This is a genomic window from Candidatus Diapherotrites archaeon (assembly GCA_040755695.1).
Classification (GTDB): Archaea; Iainarchaeota; Iainarchaeia; order Iainarchaeales; family 1-14-0-10-31-34; genus JBFMAK01.
Genome location: JBFMAK010000001.1, coordinates 217,472 through 234,742, shown reverse-complemented (window position 1 = coordinate 234,742; position 17,271 = coordinate 217,472). Strand labels below are relative to the sequence as shown.

Below are 17,271 nucleotides of genomic sequence, written 5' to 3'. Positions count from 1 at the left end.
CCAATTATTCTTCTTTTCATAAAAAAATAGGATTAATAAAATAAAAACCTAATGGAAGAATTCGGATAAAAAAATTTCTTTTATGGTAATTACCCTTTTTTCTTTTGCAGACTGTACTTTTCTTTTTTGTGAAAAAAGAAAAGCTAGATGGACTGGCCGGGACTCGAACCCGGAGCCTCCCCCATGCCAAGGGGGTGCGATGCCATTTCGCCACCAGCCCTTCAAGTAACTAATTTTTAATTGAATAATTTTTTTAATTGAGCAGAATTAGAGTTGTTTTTTTATTCTGAAAAAATTAAGGGCTGATTAGTATTACATTATCCCCTCTGAGGATTAGTTTGCCGTACTTTTTTTTGATTTGGCCGTCCTGGAATTCCTCTGCGTTTTCTAGGAGGATGTTCATGTGTACATCGAAAGCCTTTAGGACGCCCCTTATTGAAAGCTCTCCTTTTAATACTACCAATACCTCTTTTCCCACTGAGTCGTTCAATAGATCGAATGGTCTGTTCGTCATTAATTTCACCTTTTTAATTCAATGTTTTCTTCGCTTATTTCCGGGAACTCTTCTTCCTCTTCTTTTTCTTCTCTTATTTCTTTTTCTGCCTGCTTTTTTTCTTTTTTTATTTTCTCTGGTTTTTCCGGTTTAGGCTGCTTTGGCTTTCTCTTAAAAATGGATGCCAATTTGTTTAAAAATGCTTTTATTGGGCCAATTTTTTTTATTCCGATTTTTATTGGCGCTCCTGAAAGCTTTGCTGCAACATCTTGTATTGCCATTACTCCATTTGATTTAGGCTTGGTGAGGATTGTTGGAATAATTTTTTCCTGCATGAAACTCCTTCTCAGGTCGTCATCGTATGGAATCATGCCGTAAATTGGAAGTTCCAGCATTTTTGAAATGTCGTCTGCTGTTATCTCCCCTTTCTCTCCTCTAACGAAATTCACTATTACGCCAATAGGTTTTGCTCCAAGCCTTTGAGCAACAATTTTTGTTTTGAGGACATCAGCAATTGAAGGGCTTATTGGCATTGTAATCAACAGGATTGAATCAGATGCTGCAAGAGTTGCCATGACATTCTTTTCTATTCCTGCAGGACCATCCATTAAAACGAAATCATAGTCTTCTTTCACTGTCCCAATTACCTGGCCCAGCCTGTCAGAGTCAACCCTCCTGTAGCTTTCAAAGGATAAACCTGAGGGAATAAAACTTATGCCGCCAGGGCCGTCATATATTGAGTCCCTGATGGTTGACTCCCCTAAGAGAACGTCATGCAGTGTAATTGGAGAGGAATGCATTCCCAAGTAAAGGGAAAGGTTTGCCATTGCAATGTCTGCGTCAACCAATAATACTTTTTTTCCTCTCTGCGCCAAGGCAATTCCTAGGTTTGCTGTTATAGTGGTTTTGCCTGTGCCGCCTTTTCCTGAGGCCAAAGCGTATACTGTTCCCATTTTCTCCCCCAAAAAAAAGTTTCTTCTATTATTATTGGGAATTAAAGCTTTATAAAGGGTTCTATTTCTTTTAAGAAATAAATTCTTCCAATTCTTTTACGAGGGCTCTGAGTTCTATTGTTGTTAGATTGGAGGAAGCTTTGATGATGTAGATTTTCTGCTTGTAGGGCATTATCATGTGCCAGGCATTTGTTTTTATTAGTGCTGTCTCTGACCTTGGGAGCTCTGATGAAATATAATTCCATAAGGCTGTGCCTGTAATTGCTTCTGCTGTGCTTGAACCATTTTCTGTTGTTGCAATTATGGATCCATTCTTTTGGGTTATGAGGATGGAGTCAACCAAATGCTTTTTCTTGAGGATTCTGAGGACCTTGTTTATGTCTTTTCCTGTCACCTCAAACTTGTATTTTGAGAGCAGGTCTTTTATTGCTTTTATCTGGCTTTCAGGGACGTGAGTGCTGTCTAACCCTAATAATACTTCAGCGAATGCTTTCATTGCTTTTATTGGAGCTATCCTCATTTTTATGTTTCACTCTCTACTACTTCCCCTAAGCCCAGCTTCTTTAATGCCTCGTACTTTGAGGGCTTTTGCTCTGAGACCATTGCAAGGATTTTTTTTGCGTAGACGTCAGAGAAAATTTTCTTGTAAAGCTTGTCAATATCGCTCTGCCTTATGTCTATTGTAACCCTTACTTTAGGGTTTACTGCAATGACCAGTTCTGCGTCCGTTGGCTTGAAGGAGTAAATGTCCAATACCCCGTATGCTGCACCTGCTGCATTAAAGAATTGGGGCACAGCAGGATTGCCGTTAACTATTATTCCGTGCTTTAAGTACTCATAGGATGAGGCAATTATTGAGCCTGTTCTCATCACAATTGTTCCCTCTTCAAGGCCGTCAAATCCTTCTATGAGCAGGTTGATGTAGCCTGAAAATTTTGAATTAATTAATTTGATTATGACCCCCTTAAAGTCTATTTCTTTCAGGTTTTTTCCTTGCTCTATTACTTCGCCTTCAATTAAATCCATAAAAATTCCTGCAATTCATTCCATTAATTATTTTAATGCGGGTTCTTAATAAAAAATTATTTGTGTTCTTTGCCTTCATGCTTTCCTTTTGCCTAAAACAATGACATAGTCTGCCGTGTTCTTTAATGCTGCAGCCGAAGCCTCTTCAGCCAATACAACAATAGTGTCTTTTCCGTGGCTTTTTGCTTTCACTACTGCGGGCAGAAAATCAGAGTCCCTTGTCACAAAGGCAATCGTGTTAATCGAGGGATTGAATACTGCCTCTGTTGCGTCCACAGCCATGTAAACGTCAACATCCCCTACTGCAATTACTGCCTCAAAGCCTTGGTTGGCTACTGCCTCAAGAAGCTTGTCCGAAGCATACTGGTTCAGGAAGACTTTCCCTATTTTTATGTTCCCAAAATTTGATAAAACTTTTTTAACTTCCTCCAAGTCAATCTGAAGTTCCTTTCTCAGGATGTTTGGGCCGTCAACGAATACTGCAATATTCCTTTTTTTTTCTTGTTTTTCTTTCTTCTTTTTTTCGAAGAGGGATTTCTTCACCCTGCTTAATACATTTTCTGCCATATATACAGAAAGAAGCGACCGTAAGCTATAAAATTAGTGCTGTTCCTTTAATACTATAAATGGAGAAAAAATTTGTCAAGGTCGGACAGCTGAAAGAAGGAAATTACGTCCTAATTGACGGTTTCGCGTGCAGGATAATTGACATTGAAAAATCAAAGCCCGGAAAGCACGGGAGCGCAAAAGCAAGGATTACTGCAATAGACATTTTCTCTGAAAACAAGAGGACCTTGCTTGAACCAACAGGCTCTGATGCTGAAGTTCCAATAATTAAGAGGAGCAATGCACAAGTGGTAGCAGTAATGGGAGACACTCTTTCCCTTATGGACACTGCTTCTTATGAGGCATTCAATTGCCCTATGCCCAAAGACGTTCCTGACATAAAAGCAGGCGACGAAGTAGAGTATTTGCAGTTGGATGAACAGGTAAGAATTTTAAGGAAAAAGTAAAAAAAAAAAGACAAAATTATGATTGACTTTTTCAAGCTGATTGGCGCTCTGGGAATTATCCTAATTGCTGTGGGAATTTTGATTAAAAAAAGAAGAAAGCAGGATATTTTTTATGTTGGGGGGGGAGTCTGCCTGCTGATTTACAGCGTTTACATCAATGACCTAATTTTCGTAATCCTCCAAATAATTTTCACTATTGCGGCAATATATGATTTTGTAAAGATCCAATCCTTCAAAAAATAAATTTTATTTTAAATATTTTTTTACAAGTGGCTCCACGCTTTATCTTCTAATTTTGAAAACCATCCTTTGGCTAAATTTTTCTCACTTAATAGCGCAGAACTCATTTTTTCAATTAATTCTTCTTTTACAGCATCAACCTTAACTTGGTTTTTTGATGCAACAATTATCTTCATATTATTCACTGCACTTTCCTGAAAAGTATTTCAATTCTTCCTGTTTTTGTTTTTGATGGAATCAAAGGCCACTCAAAGGCTTCGTCAAATTTTTGTGATTTAATCCCTAACTGCAATTGAATTTTCTCTGCTGTTTCAGGAATGTAAGGATACAAAAGCAATGAGATAACACGCAGGGTTTCTGCGAGAGTGTTGAGCACTGAGGCTAATTCTTCTTTTTCTGTTTTCTTTGCGAGCTCCCAGGGCTTTTTTTCATTAATGAAGGAATTGGCTGAGGAAATTATCTCCCAGATGCAGTAAAGGCTTTTGCTGAATTCTAATTTCTCCAAAAACAAATCTGCTTCCCTTGCTTTTTTTAGTGTGAATTCTTTCAATTGCAGTTCTTTTTCGTTCAATTTCTTTGCTTCAGGGATTTCTCCATTAAAGTATTTCTGTATCATTGCAATCGTCCTGTTCAAAAGATTGCCTAAATCGTCTGCTAAGTCTGAATTAATTCTCTGCACTAAAGCTTTTTCTGAATAGTCTCCATCAGAGCCGAAAGGAACCTCTCTTAGAAGGAAGTACCTGAAGGCATCTACTGAGTATTTCCTGCTTACTTCAATGGGGTCAACCATGTTACCCAGGCTCTTGCTCATCTTCTGTCCTTCAACAGTCCACCAGCCGTGCCCGAAAACCCTTTTGGGCAATTCAATTCCAGCAGACAAGAGCATTGCAGGCCATATTACTGCATGAAACCTTACAATCTCTTTTCCCATGAGATGAAGGTCTGCAGGCCAAATTGAATTGAATTTCTTTGAGTCAGAGCCATAGCCTGGAGCAGTAATGTAATTAAGTAAAGCGTCAAACCATACGTACAGCACGTGCTTTTTGTCTTTCGGTAGCTGCACGCCCCACTTGGTGCTAGTCCTGCTTATGCTCAAGTCCTGCAGTCCCTGCCTTATGAAGTTTATTACTTCATTTTTTCTTGCTTCAGGCTCAATGAATTCCTTATTTCTTTCAATGTGCTCAAGCAGTTTCTTCTCGTATTTGCTGAGCTTGAAGAAATAGGAGGGTTCAGTCATTAATTGCACTGGCCTCCTGCAGTCAGGGCATTTGTCTGCTTCGATCAATTGGCTTGCAGTGTAGTATGTTTCGCAGGGCACACAGTAATAGCCTTTATATTCGCCCAAGTAAATGTCTCCTGCGTCATTCACTTTGTTGAAGAACTTTAATACAGCTTTTTCGTGTTCTGGGTCTGTAGTGCGAATGAAATAATCGTACTTGATGTTGAGCAGTTCCCACAGCTTCTTGAATTCTAGCGCAATAGAGTCAACAAACTCTTTAGGGCTTTTGCCTGCATTCCTTGCTGCTCCTTCAACTTTCTGGCCGTGCTCGTCTGTTCCTGTGAGAAAGAATACCTTCAGGCCCTTCATTCTTTTATAGCGCGCATAAACGTCTGCTGCTATTGTAGTGTAAGCGTGGCCTATGTGAGGCCTGTCATTCACGTAATACAACGGCGTTGTAATATAATAGAACTTTTTTTCTTTATTGAATTCAACCACCCTTCAAGATCTGAAATAGAACGAGAATTTTAGGCAATTATTATTTAATCCAGCAATAACTTTTTATTTTAAATACTGCTATTTTTTTAATTCAGGTTTAATTAAGGGTAATTAAATGGCTTTAATTGAGTTTTTTGTTTCAGTGCTTGTTTCACTGTTTGTTGTAGTGGATGTCATAGCTAATGTTCCAATATTTATTGCGCTCACTGAAAGATACACCAAAAAGGAGAGGAATTCCATTGCTTTCAAGGCAATGCTTATTGCGTTCATTGTTTTAATGCTGATGGTTTTTGCAGGCCAGCAGATTTTCGATTACTTGAAGATTAATCTTTATTCCTTCCAGATTGCAGGAGGCATAATCCTGTTCATTATTGCTATTGAGATGCTGTTCGGCTTTAAGACAAGGACAGAATACAGCGAGAAGGAATTAGAGGAAGAGAAAGAGAACATTACTGTCACCCCCTTGGCTGTGCCCTTGCACACTGGGCCTGCTGCCATTACCACAGGGATTGTTTTCTTTAATTCAGCCAACACAACTGAATTGCAGGTTGCCTTCGTAATTGCGGCCATTGCTGTTTATGTAATCTCATTAATTATTTTGCTGAAATCTGAAATCTTATTGAAGGTCTTTAAGAGCGTTGGATTGAAGGTCTTCAGCAGGATCATGGGATTGATCTTGGCCTCAATTGCAGTGCAGTTCGTTGTGGACGGCATAAAGCACGCGATAATTTTATAAATTCCAAATGCTTATTAGTATACTAATTATGAAATTAATTAATTCAATCAAGTTAATTTCAGTTTTTTCCTTTCTGCTTTTATTATCTTTGGGCGTGAGCGCTTACGGGCCAACACACCCTTCAGTGAACACCTGGGGAACAAAAGGCTTATGCAACAATTGCGAGCCTGCTTGCATTGACAGTTATAATCCTTCCATGCCTTGGAGCTCTTTAGGCCCATTTTTAAATGACCACCTGGACTGGCTCACTGACGATGGCACGTGCCCTTGCAATTATTTTTCAAGAAGCCAGCCTGACGGAGTATATTATAATGCCCATCACGTGCTACAGGAGGATACAGGTGGCAATCCTGGCTCAGATTATCTTGACCTAATTAATTATTTTCAAAGCAGGGGGATTAGATTAGAAAACGGTTTTGCCCACTGGAAGACAAACACAATTCAGAATCTGTCTGATTATTATAGTGGAGGAGGAGGAAGCAGCCAGGAATACCCTCACTTGATTCCTGGATGGGATCCAGTGAATGACCCTAACGGGGACGACATAAGGAATTGGAAGACTGATTTTGCATTTGTAATTCCAGGGCAGCCCACTCAATTTAGTTATTCAGGCTCCTGCATTACTGTTACGGGAAGGAGCTGGACTTCAGGAGAATGGGTTGGGGATTTTGTCAGGATGGGTTATGGATCTGATACTCAAATAGAAGATTTCACTGTATCAAGCAGCACCTCAAACACTTTATGCCTTAACAGGACTATTCCTTCTAATACTTACATATTTTTTTATGTTGATAAAGCTTCTGCTCCAAACCATAATGCTATTGCTATGACCCCAGACAAGGCAAGAATTCAAGTGTACGGAAAAGGACAGACTGCAGTAAACATAAGCAACTCAACAGCAAAGGACTGGGCAGTAGCTTTTGCAGTAAAAGAAGTGCAAAGCATGAGACCTCCATGTAATGGCCCTTTAGGAATATTTCACGATAATGTATGGGACCAGTTTGTTCCGGAAAAAATTGGAACTGCTCCATGGCAGGGCTCAGTGTACGGAGGCACATACCTTGAGCCAGAACTTTTACTTTCCAACCCCCAAAACCCAGACAGAAACTTCTCCTATCATTTAAGGGATGTCCTAATAAAAATAAAGCAGGCTCTTACAGCAAACATTCCAGGCACAACTTATGTCATAGGGAATCCTTGGAATATTGGAGGAAATTTTTATTTTGCAAATGATGTGACAGATGGATCAATGCTTGAAGGCTATATGGATTATGATACTCCCTTGGGAACCTTCAATTCCAAAAAAAGTGATATCGAAAGAATGCAGGCAAAAGAAAAATATCTGTTCTTCCATTTCAAGAGAAACAGCACTGCAGACCAAGTGAAAATACTTGCTTTGTCTTCATATTATATTCTGAAAGACGACAAATTTTATTTCTTGTTTGGAACAGAGCCATCTTATGGTGTAGGCCTATCTTATCCTGATAGATGGTGGTTTGGCTTAATGGAAATAGACATAGGAATGCCTGCTGGCCCAGCAACTCTTGTAACCCAAGGCAGTAATCAAGCTTGGAGAAGAGACTTCAGCAAAGGAATAGTGTTTTCTAGACCCAGAAATAGTGGTGGAGGCAGCATGACAATAAATCTTGGGAGTTCATACTATAACTTGAATGCTGATGGAACTCAGGGGGCAGCAGTAAGTTCAATTACTTTAACAGACAATGGCCCAATGGGAATGGGGGTAGTATTAATTCCTGCTGGACCCATTCCTGAATGTTCTACTGCTGGCGGCACTTGTTATGCCAATGCTTGCAGTACTTATACTTCTTGCACTTCAATTAATGGTTCCTGTACTACAGGATATTGTTGTTCTGGCTCTTGTACAGGAGCAAACAGTCTTCCTACTGTGACTCAAGTGCAGTGTGAGAGGAATACTTCAGGCAACTGGGTTACATGCAACACTTTATCATACAATGATTTACTGCTTAGAGTTAGGGCTTCATGCACTGACCCTGATGGAACTGTTGCTAGAGCAAATTTCTCCCTAACAAATGTTCCTGACTCTAATACTTTCTTCAGCCAGCAGACAACAACACAGTCTTCAGGCTACTGGGTTTATGATAATGCTGACTTAAGATTGAATGATTCTGGTCAGTTTAACTTGGTTGCTTCTTGCACTGATAATCTTGGGGGGCAGGGTTCGAGTACTGTTTCTTGGAGTATTCCCTGGGGAAAACTTATAACTTCACTTATCACCCCTACTGCAGATGCAAATGTAACTTTAAATCAATCCTTCACTTTCACTTCAAGGGTTGACTGCACTGGCGGAGAATGCGGTTCTCTTTCAGCTACTTTAGATCCAACTGTCACATTAGATTATACTACAGGAATTGATGATTCCGGTCTTTCTCGTAAGAATGAAAATGTTAATATAGGGAATGGTGAAGTTATTTATTTGAGGAGGTCTTCAACTGACTATAATGACAGGAGGGCTTTGCTTAAATTTAATTTGAGCTCTATTTCTCCTGGCTCTATTGTTTCTTCTGCTTCTTTGAGGTTATATATTGATTCCGATGACCTCGCTGCTGTTACTCTCTCCCTTTATCCTATTGCGAATGGAAGGAACTGGAGTGAATTAACAGTCACTAATGTTTATTATGATGGCTCTAATCCATGGACTGCTTTAGGCGCAGACAATGCTCCCAACGACCATGATGGTACAGCAGTTGATTCAATTTCTTTGGCTGCAAACCAGCAAGGATTCTTTACTGTTCAGAGTGCGGCTTTCGTCAGTTTAGTGCAGCAGTGGGTTTCAGGTTCAAGGCAGAATAATGGTTTAATAATAACTCCTACTTCACCTCAAAGCGATGCCTATTCTTATCTTTTCTCTTCAGAAACAGCCAGCACAACTCAAAGGCCACAACTTACAATAACCTATACTTCAGGTTCAGGGGGCACAAAAGGGATTGTAAGCACTACAGTTGGCGCTCAGCCTTTCTACACTACAAGCAGTAACCCACAGACTAATTGCGCTAACCTGAAAGGAGGCCAGTCATGCACCAATACTTGGAGTGTAATGCCCACAGGAAATTTAGGGAGCAGGTGGGAGTTCTTTTCAGAATACACTCCAACAACTTATGCCCCTCCATTAGTTGACTCAAACCAGACAAAACACTTGTTCCTGACAATATCTTCAGGAACCTGCACTAACGGAACAACAAGGTCTTGCAGTATAGCACACCAAGGAATATGTGCTGTAGGAACAGAAACTTGTACTAATAATGTTTGGGGCGGCTGCCCTTCTCCTCAAACTGAAATATGCTCTAATGGAACAGACGAAGACTGTTCAGGAGCAGACCTAACATGCTCTTTGTGTCCGGAAGGACAAATAACTCAAAGATGCTTGTGCGGGGGCACAGCATACAACACAGGATACTGTTGTAGTAATGTTTATCAGTCTAGTGCTTGCACTGTTCCTTGCACTCCTAACTGGCAGTGCGGAGACTGGAGTTCTTGTTTGAATGGAAGCCAGACAAGAACCTGCACTGACATAAACTGCAATTCAACTCCAAGAACTGAAAGCCAGTCATGCGGAATATGCACTCCAGGGCAAACTCAATCCTGCACCATAGACAACTGCAACGGAAGCCAAACATGCTCAGAACAAGGAGCCTGGAATCCATGCATTAAAGCAGACTTATGTTGCGGGGTGAACTGCAATGACAATAACGATTGCACTACAGACTCTTGTTCTATTGGAGCTTGCTCTAATACTGTTATCCCCAACTGCGGTACAGGTGGGGGGGGCGGTGGCGGAGGCGGCGGCCCAACACTAAAAGAATTCTCTGTTGAACTAAATCCTTCTACAGTAAATGCAGGAGCAAACTTTATGGTAACAGCAAAAGACTCAAGTTCAGGAAACCCTGTGGAGAATGCTTCAGTTACTTACGCCAAAACAACACAATACACTAATGCCCAAGGCCAAACAGAATTCACCGCAACAGAAGGATACTCTCTTGTTACAGTAAAGAAGGACGGATACAACAATAAGACTGTAAGGATTACCGTAACAGGGCAAGAGCCTTCATCTTTATGCGGCAACAGCATATGCGACCTAGGAGAAAACCACGGAAACTGCTCGCAAGACTGCCCTAAAGGAAAGAAAACCTCCCTAAGAGTAAGCACCGAAAACCCCGAGGTTGTTTCAGGGCAGACAATAGATGTTTTAGTGACCTTAGACAATGGTTCTGCAGTACCTGACGCTACAGTAGTTTACGCAGGAAAAACTTACACTACAAACAGTGAAGGAATGGTTGCATTAACAACAGAAAAAGGATTCAACTCAATAACAGCAAGAGCAGACGCATACGAACCAGGAGCAATGCTATTACAGTTTATTACAGCAAAAACAGAATGCGGAAACAGCAAGTGCGAAGAAGGGGAAGACGCAAAAAGCTGTCCTATTGATTGCATTGGAGAGAAACCGTTTGATTTAATGCCATTCACTGCGCCTGCAATTGCATTAATACTGATAGTATTCTTTGTGGTTATGCTAATGGAAGCAAAGAAAAGCAGTCCAATAAAGCCTGCTGCATAATTAATTGCCTTTAATTAATTTTTTTGAAGTTTGGTTTCTGAACCCAAAATTCTTTTATTGTTTTCACCTGTAATTTAATAGGGGAAAAAATTTCTCTCAATTATTAACTCCCATTACCTGATTCTGCAGTGGATTTCACGGGCAAAATGCTTCCAAAAGAATTCAAAAGGGCTTTACTGCATTAATTTGTATGGGGAGAAAATGGCGCAAGAAAAGGAAGTTGAAGTTCTGGCAGAGCAGGCTGAAGAGAATCCTTTTGTAGCCAAATTCGAGCAATTCTTTGAGCATGTCTACAAAAAGCAGATTGAAAGGCTTGCAGCAGAATACCCGGAGAAAAGGTCTCTTGTAATTGATTTTAAGGACCTGGAAAGATTTGATTTTGAATTGTCTGATTCATTATTGGAGAATCCTGATTACGTGCTTGAGGCAGCATCAATTGCAATACAGCACATTGATGTTCCTACCTTGAGCGTGGAAGAATTCGCTCCATTCATAAGGTTTTTTAATTTGCCAAAGGACAGGCAGCCTTACTTGAGGGATATTGGGGCAGAGCATTTAGGTAAATTAATTTCAGTTGAAGGAGTCATAAGGCAGATTACTGATGTGCTGCCGAAATTGAAGGTTGCAGCATGGGAGTGCAGGCGCTGCGGCAACAAGTACAAAATCAACCAGAGCGAGACAGGAAAGAGAATGCCTGCATTATGCGAATGCAAGCACAAGGACTTCAGGCTGATTCCAGAGGAATCAGAATTCATTGACCACCAGAAGATCGAAATTCAAGAACCATTAGAATATCTTAGGGGCTCAGAGCAGGCAGTGAATTTGGAGATCAATGTCACCCATGACTTAGTGAATAAGGTGAGCGCGGGAGACAGGACAAGGATCGTTGGAATTCTGAGGTTGAGGCCTCCAAAAGAGCCTGCAAGGCTTGTGTTTAGGAGATACTTGGAAGCAATCCATTTAGAGGAGACAGCAAAAGAATTCGAGGAAGTGGAAGTAACAAAAGAAGAAGAAGAAAAAATAAAAGAATTAGCAAAAAACCCTAAAATCTATGACATGATCACTGCATCCATTGCCCCTGCAATCTACGGCCACGAAATAGTAAAGGAATCAATCGGGCTGCAATTGTTTGGAGGCGTAAAAAAACTGCTTCCGGGAAAGACAAGCATAAGGGGGAACATTCACATCCTATTGGTGGGAGACCCTGGCGTTGCAAAATCTGCCATACTGCAGGCAGTGAACATAATTGCCCCAAAGAGCATTTACACAGCCGGCAAGACGACGTCGGGCGTGGGCCTGTGCGTTGCCCCTGATTCTCTTGTATTGAATGAAAACGGCTTCAAAGAAATAAAAGATTTTGTTGAAGAAAAATTCAATGAAAAAAATGCAGATGAAGAACTGATTGGGGCTTTCTCCAACAAAGTCGAAGGCTTAAATTCTATAGTATTGAACGACAACCTGAAAATGGAAGAAAAGCCAGTTGAAAAAATTTGGAGAATTAAGGCTCCAGAAAAAATGGTTGAAATAAAAGTCAGGTCGGGCAAAAGTTTGAGCATAACCCAAAACACCAAACTTCTTAGAATTAAAGAAAACAGGACTGAATGGGTCAAATCAAATGATTTAAGTGAAGGAGACTTTGTTGCTACTGCAAGGAAGCTCCCTGAAGGGAAAGCAAAAGAAAAATACTGTGTTGAAGTCTTAAATAAAAACGAGAATATAAGAATCAAAAATAATGTTTCAAAGAAATTCACTGAAATAACAAATAAATTAACAGAAAAATATAGTTCTTTGCAAGACATTGCTGCAATATACAAGTTAAAAAGAGAGAGAATGTATATGTGGCGTTCAGGAAAATTCTACCAAGGAATGCCTCTGTATTTGTTTTTAGAGATGGGAATTGATGCAGGGTTTGAATTAAAAGAATTGGCTCAAGAAATAAAAGAGTTGTTTATTAGATACGGAAAAAATTTTAGGGTGCCATTGCTTTTAAATGATGAAAGAATTGCATACCTTGCTGGGCTTGTTTTGGGGGATGGGAACATTTATTTAGGCAGAGGTTCAACTCAAACCAGAATTTATAATACTTCAGAACAGATATTGCAAGAAATAGATGTGTTGTGTTATGAATTGTTTGGGATAAAACCTGAAAAACTGCAAGAAAAAGGGAAGGTCCCAGGCAGGAGAATAAAATTCAGTTTTTTTTATGATATAATAAAAGAGTTTGGCGTTAACAACAAAAAAATTGAAAATAAAATTTCATGCTTTGCATCAGAGCTTCCTAACAACATTCTTTTAAAATTCCTTCAAGGGCTTTTTGATACTGATGGTTACACTTCAAAATCCTCTTTTGGGTCGCCTCATGTCGGTTTAGGTACAATAAGCTTTGAGCTTGCAAGAACACTTCAATTATGCCTGCTTAAATTCGGTATTCACAGCAAGTTAAGGTTAAGAAAGAAAGCTGGAACAATAGCAAAAGGAAAAGAAATCACGGTAAAAAGCAACAATGATCAATACTGTATTGAAATAAGAGGCAAAGAAAACCTTGTAAAATTCAGGAAAAAAATCGAATTCAACCTGAAAGAAAAAAAGGATTCCTTAAATGAAATTATCAGCAGCCTAAATAGTTCAGGAACAAACATTGATTTAATTCCTGAAATAAGCGGGCTTCTGGGAAAAAAAGGCAATTGGGGTTACAGAAAAGGAAAAACAAAGCCCTCAAGAGAAAAACTAAAAGAATTAAATGAAAAGATTGGAAACGAGTTATTAGATAATCTTGCTAATTCTGACCTTTTTTGGGAAGAAGTAATAAAAAAAAGAGAAATAATTCCCTCTTATGAATATGTTTACGACTTTACTGTTAATGGAGCTCATAATTTCATTTCAAACGGCTTTTTTGTGCATAACACTGCCAGCGCAGAAAAAGACGAGTTCGGAGAAGGCGGCTGGACTTTGAAGGCAGGAGCATTAGTGCTTGCTTCCGGCGGAATTGGAATTGTGGATGAATTTGATAAAATGGATGAAGACGACAGGAGCGCAATGCACGAGGCAATGGAACAGGAAATGATTTCAGTGGCAAAAGCAGGCATTGTCACAAGATTCAAGACAGAGACAAGCATTCTTGCTGCAGCAAACCCCAAGTTCGCTCGCTTTGACCCATTCACTCCCTACATGGAGCAGATAAATCTTCCTCCGACACTTGTCTCAAGGTTTGACTTGTTCTTCTTGATTAAAGATGTACTGGACAGAGTGAAAGACGAAGAGATCGCAACTCACATCCTCATGACACACCAGGCAGGAGAAATAATAATTCAAGAGAAAAAGAGCGGAAAAAAAGTGAAAGCAAAAGAACTGGAGGAATTAGAGAAAATCATTACTCCTCCAATTGAGCCTGACCTGCTCAAGAAATACATTGCTTATGCAAGGCAGCATATTGCGCCAATTCTAACAGAAGAGGCAACAAAAGCCATCTCTGAATTCTACTTGAATTTAAGGGAGCTCGGAAAAAAGGAAGGCAGCTATGCTGCAACCCACAGGCAGCTGGAAGGCCTTGTAAGGCTGAGCGAAGCGAGTGCAAGAGTAAGGTTAAACGACAAAGTAGAGAAAGAGGACGCAGAAAGGGCAATAAGGCTTGTGAGGGCATCACTGCAGGAGGTTGTTGTTGATCCTACAACAGGAAAGATTGACATTGACTTAATAACTTCAGGGCAACCTCACTCAAAGATTCAGAATTTAAGGGTTGTACTCAACATTATCAGGGAGAAGGCAAGGGAAATGGACATGGTGCCAGTAATAGACATAGTGGAAGAGTCAGCAACCCAAGGCATAGAGAAAGACAAAGTCAACGACATAATCAACGAATTAAAGCGCAGGGGAGAAGTCTACGAGAAAAGGCACGGCTTCATTGACGTAACAGAAAAGAAATAATTTTTTTGGGGTTCAATTTAAATTAAATTCCTTCCTATTTCTTTTTGGCTTAAAGCAAAAAGTGAAATAAAATGAACAGGAAGCTTGTAGTGCAGCTGGTTGCCTTGTTTTTCATAACGCAATTGATTGGGCTGGTTGTAGGGTTTGAGTTAATAAGGGAAAAAAATTCAGGGCTCATAGAACAGCCTGCGATAGTGAACCAGAACCCTAACGACGTAATAAACTCAATTGCATTGATTGCTTACATTCTGATCTTCACTGGAATTTTATTGCTCGTAATTAAGTTCTTCAGGCAGTTCATTGCATTAATATTCAAGGTCTTTGAGTCCTTAGTAATCTTCGGCACAACAAACATCGTGCTTCTTGCTGTACTCAACTTGTTTTTTCCTTCAATTGTTCTTCCATTCGGCGGGCTTGAAATACTGGCTGCAGGAATTCTTGCAGTATTCGTAAGGCTGGTGTGGAAGAAAAGCATTTTATTGAGGAACATTACTTCAGTTATTGCTGCAGCAGGCGCAGGGGCATTGATTGGAATAACTTTAGGCATAATTCCAGTAGTATTATTCGTTGCAGCCCTTGCTGTCTACGATTTAATTGCAGTATTCAAGACAAAGCACATGGTGACTTTAGCTAAAGAGATTACAAGCAAGAATCTTTCCTTCACTTTCGCCCTCCCAACAAAAGAGCACACATTCGAGTTAGGCACAGGGGACATGGTGATTCCTCTCACCCTTACTGTAAGCGTCCTTGAGGCCTCTCTCTCAAAGGTGTCTTTTCCTGGAAGTATTTTTGCTCCATCCCTTGTGCTTGCAGGCTCTCTTGTTGGATTGCTCCTTACAATAGATTACAGTTCAAAGCATGTTGGGAAAGCCTTGCCTGCGCTGCCGCCTCAAACAATCCTAATGCTTGCAATGATTGCATTGAGTGCAGCACTAGGGTTTTCTGTGTTTTAAGGCATATATTTATAAATTAGAACATTTGTAATTATTTTATGAAAAAAAGGAAAATTAACGTAAAATCTTCTATTTCCCCAAAAGAGTTCTTTTTATTGGAAAAAATATTGAATGCCGGCCTTCCTTATTTTGAGGTGGGCAATCTTCAAAAACTTTCTGGTTTGAGCAGGGAGGAATGCTATAAAATCATTTATTCTTTGCACAAGAAGAAAATAATCAAAAGAATTGAAGGCGGCAAATATTCTGTAGAAGTTTTCGGATCTTATGCCAACCCTCTTGCGCTTGCTTCTTTTTCTGTGTGGCCTTCTTACATCAGCTTTTGGAGTGCTCTTTCTGTTTATAAATTTACTGAACAACTCCCGGAAACAATTTTTATTGCAACCACCAAAAGAAAACAAGACATCCAAAGAAAAGAATTAAGAGTAAAGTATGTGACCTTAAGCAAGAAGAGGTTTTTCGGATACAAGTTTGAAGGAACCAAAAAAGAAAGGATTATTATTGCAGAAAAAGAGAAAGCATTAATTGATTCGCTTTTCCTTCCAAGACATGCTGGCGGGCTAAGCGAAACAACAAAAGCATTGTTTAATGCTTGGAGCGAATTGAATCAAAAAAAGTTGGCAGGTTACTGTCTTAGAATGAACAACAAGTCTTTGAATAAAAGATTGGGCTACTTGATTGAATTGCTGGATTTGAAGACAGAGCCAACTATTTTAAAGAAACTGCAGAAAAGGATTGGAAGAGGCTACTCAAAGCTTGATTCAACGCTTCCAAAGAGCAATGAATACAATAAAAAATGGAATTTGATTATTAATAACAAGAAATTACTTGAATGGAGGGAAATACATTGATTTCTATAGAAGAACTGAGGTTTATGGCAAAAAAGAATGGCATTCAGTCCTACTTTCAGGAAAAGGATTACCTGCAAAACGTCTTCTTATTTAATTTATTTAAAGAAACAGATAAAATGATTTTTAAAGGTGGAATTGCCTTAAAGATTATGTTCAATTACCCTCGGTTTTCAGAGGACTTGGATTTCAATTCTAATTTAAATCCAAAGAAAATAAAAGAATTAGTTCGCAAGGCTTTAAAGCAAAGCTCTTTGCTTGGATTAAACTATTCTTTCGTAAAAGAGGAATTGTTCAAAGAAGCTTACACTGCAAAAATAAGGTTTGAGGGCCCATTGTTTGTTGGAAGAATTGAGTCAACCAACACCATCAGCATTGATGCGGAAAAAAGAACTGAACTGCATCTTAAACCTGAGTGGAGACAGGCAATACAAGACTACACCGACATTCCAAGATACTTTGTTTTGGTCATGCAGGAAAAAGAAATTTTTGCAGAAAAAATCAGGGCAATGTATGCAAGGGGAAAGGCAAGAGACTTTCTTGACGTCTGGCTTATGATTCAGAACAAAGTGGAATTCAATAAAAGATTGACTGAAAAAAAATTCAGGGAAGCGGGAAAAAGAATGAGGTCATTAAATTTTTGCGGCAGGAAAGAATTCGAACAAGAGCTAAGAGGGCTTATCTACAGAGCCCCAGATTACGAGCAAGTAAAAAAGGAAATAAAAGGATTCCTGAAAGGAAAAATAAAACAATGATTAGGGTTTTCTGTATTCT

At 39.5% G+C, this 17,271-nt stretch carries 15 protein-coding genes and 1 tRNA gene; 8 read left to right on the top strand and 8 right to left on the bottom strand.

What is annotated here, in order from left to right:
* Nucleotides 1–148 precede the first annotated feature (148 nt).
* The 6 genes from AB1467_01340 to AB1467_01315 form a co-directional block, all read right to left on the bottom strand.
* A tRNA-Ala gene (locus AB1467_01340) sits at nt 149–220 on the bottom strand.
* 75 nt (nt 221–295) lie between these two features.
* Complete coding sequence (locus AB1467_01335; GenBank protein MEW6294922.1) at nt 296–514, bottom strand: LSm family protein; 219 nt, start codon at nt 512–514, stop codon at nt 296–298.
* 5 nt (nt 515–519) lie between these two features.
* Nucleotides 520–1,446 (bottom strand): cell division ATPase MinD, encoded by a 927-nt coding sequence (gene minD, locus AB1467_01330; GenBank protein ID MEW6294921.1) that lies wholly within the window; start codon nt 1,444–1,446, stop codon nt 520–522.
* Between the two features lie 70 nt (nt 1,447–1,516).
* The gene (locus AB1467_01325; GenBank protein ID MEW6294920.1) at nt 1,517–1,966 is read right to left on the bottom strand and encodes a hypothetical protein; all 450 of its coding nucleotides are present in this window, start codon (nt 1,964–1,966) and stop codon (nt 1,517–1,519) included.
* Between the two features lie 2 nt (nt 1,967–1,968).
* Nucleotides 1,969–2,472 (bottom strand): DUF2226 domain-containing protein, encoded by a 504-nt coding sequence (locus tag AB1467_01320; GenBank protein MEW6294919.1) that lies wholly within the window; start codon nt 2,470–2,472, stop codon nt 1,969–1,971.
* A gap of 75 nt (nt 2,473–2,547) precedes the next feature.
* Nucleotides 2,548–3,039: a TIGR00288 family NYN domain-containing protein gene (locus AB1467_01315; protein MEW6294918.1), complete on the bottom strand. Its 492-nt coding sequence runs from the start codon at nt 3,037–3,039 to the stop codon at nt 2,548–2,550.
* A gap of 59 nt (nt 3,040–3,098) precedes the next feature.
* On the opposite strand from AB1467_01315, the gene AB1467_01310 reads away from it, so the two are divergent.
* Entirely contained in the window at nt 3,099–3,485 is a 387-nt protein-coding gene (locus AB1467_01310) for a translation initiation factor IF-5A (GenBank protein MEW6294917.1), read from the top strand.
* An 18-nt stretch (nt 3,486–3,503) separates the two neighbouring features.
* Nucleotides 3,504–3,728, top strand: coding sequence for a hypothetical protein (locus tag AB1467_01305; protein MEW6294916.1), 225 nt, complete (start codon nt 3,504–3,506; stop codon nt 3,726–3,728).
* Nucleotides 3,729–3,748: 20 nt separating this feature from the next.
* Here the strand turns inward: AB1467_01305 and AB1467_01300 are convergent, their stop codons facing one another.
* Together AB1467_01300 and metG are read right to left on the bottom strand one after the other, a co-directional pair.
* Complete coding sequence (locus AB1467_01300) at nt 3,749–3,901, bottom strand: hypothetical protein (protein ID MEW6294915.1); 153 nt, start codon at nt 3,899–3,901, stop codon at nt 3,749–3,751.
* A gap of 5 nt (nt 3,902–3,906) precedes the next feature.
* Nucleotides 3,907–5,442, bottom strand: a complete 1,536-nt coding sequence (metG, locus tag AB1467_01295; protein ID MEW6294914.1) for a methionine--tRNA ligase — start codon at nt 5,440–5,442, stop codon at nt 3,907–3,909.
* 115 nt (nt 5,443–5,557) lie between these two features.
* On the opposite strand from metG, the gene AB1467_01290 reads away from it, so the two are divergent.
* The 6 genes from AB1467_01290 to AB1467_01265 all read left to right on the top strand — a co-directional run bounded on the left by AB1467_01290 (nt 5,558) and on the right by AB1467_01265 (nt 17,252).
* Entirely contained in the window at nt 5,558–6,178 is a 621-nt protein-coding gene (locus AB1467_01290; protein MEW6294913.1) for a MarC family protein, read from the top strand.
* A gap of 28 nt (nt 6,179–6,206) precedes the next feature.
* A complete protein-coding gene (locus tag AB1467_01285; GenBank protein ID MEW6294912.1) occupies nt 6,207–10,775 on the top strand; it encodes a DNRLRE domain-containing protein in 4,569 nt (1,522 codons plus the stop codon).
* A 201-nt stretch (nt 10,776–10,976) separates the two neighbouring features.
* Complete coding sequence (locus AB1467_01280) at nt 10,977–14,699, top strand: LAGLIDADG family homing endonuclease (protein MEW6294911.1); 3,723 nt, start codon at nt 10,977–10,979, stop codon at nt 14,697–14,699.
* A 71-nt stretch (nt 14,700–14,770) separates the two neighbouring features.
* On the top strand, nt 14,771–15,652 hold the full coding sequence (locus AB1467_01275) for a presenilin family intramembrane aspartyl protease (GenBank protein MEW6294910.1): 882 nt from the start codon (nt 14,771–14,773) through the stop codon (nt 15,650–15,652).
* A gap of 38 nt (nt 15,653–15,690) precedes the next feature.
* On the top strand, nt 15,691–16,500 hold the full coding sequence (locus tag AB1467_01270) for a hypothetical protein (protein ID MEW6294909.1): 810 nt from the start codon (nt 15,691–15,693) through the stop codon (nt 16,498–16,500).
* Nucleotides 16,497–17,252, top strand: a complete 756-nt coding sequence (locus AB1467_01265) for a nucleotidyl transferase AbiEii/AbiGii toxin family protein (protein ID MEW6294908.1) — start codon at nt 16,497–16,499, stop codon at nt 17,250–17,252. The genes AB1467_01270 and AB1467_01265 overlap by 4 nt, the downstream gene beginning before the upstream one ends.
* Nucleotides 17,253–17,271 lie beyond the last annotated feature (19 nt).

Bases quoted from the DNA above. Each gene is read 5' to 3' on its own strand.
- AB1467_01335 (MEW6294922.1), bottom strand. From the start codon at position 514: ATGACGAACAGACCATTCGATCTATTGAACGACTCAGTGGGAAAAGAG.
- minD (MEW6294921.1), bottom strand. From the start codon at position 1,446: ATGGGAACAGTATACGCTTTGGCCTCAGGAAAAGGCGGCACAGGCAAA.
- AB1467_01325 (MEW6294920.1), bottom strand. From the start codon at position 1,966: ATGAGGATAGCTCCAATAAAAGCAATGAAAGCATTCGCTGAAGTATTA.
- AB1467_01320 (MEW6294919.1), bottom strand. From the start codon at position 2,472: ATGGATTTAATTGAAGGCGAAGTAATAGAGCAAGGAAAAAACCTGAAA.
- AB1467_01315 (MEW6294918.1), bottom strand. From the start codon at position 3,039: ATGGCAGAAAATGTATTAAGCAGGGTGAAGAAATCCCTCTTCGAAAAA.
- AB1467_01310 (MEW6294917.1), top strand. From the start codon at position 3,099: ATGGAGAAAAAATTTGTCAAGGTCGGACAGCTGAAAGAAGGAAATTAC.
- AB1467_01305 (MEW6294916.1), top strand. From the start codon at position 3,504: ATGATTGACTTTTTCAAGCTGATTGGCGCTCTGGGAATTATCCTAATT.
- AB1467_01300 (MEW6294915.1), bottom strand. From the start codon at position 3,901: ATGAAGATAATTGTTGCATCAAAAAACCAAGTTAAGGTTGATGCTGTA.
- AB1467_01290 (MEW6294913.1), top strand. From the start codon at position 5,558: ATGGCTTTAATTGAGTTTTTTGTTTCAGTGCTTGTTTCACTGTTTGTT.
- AB1467_01285 (MEW6294912.1), top strand. From the start codon at position 6,207: ATGAAATTAATTAATTCAATCAAGTTAATTTCAGTTTTTTCCTTTCTG.
- AB1467_01280 (MEW6294911.1), top strand. From the start codon at position 10,977: ATGGCGCAAGAAAAGGAAGTTGAAGTTCTGGCAGAGCAGGCTGAAGAG.
- AB1467_01275 (MEW6294910.1), top strand. From the start codon at position 14,771: ATGAACAGGAAGCTTGTAGTGCAGCTGGTTGCCTTGTTTTTCATAACG.
- AB1467_01270 (MEW6294909.1), top strand. From the start codon at position 15,691: ATGAAAAAAAGGAAAATTAACGTAAAATCTTCTATTTCCCCAAAAGAG.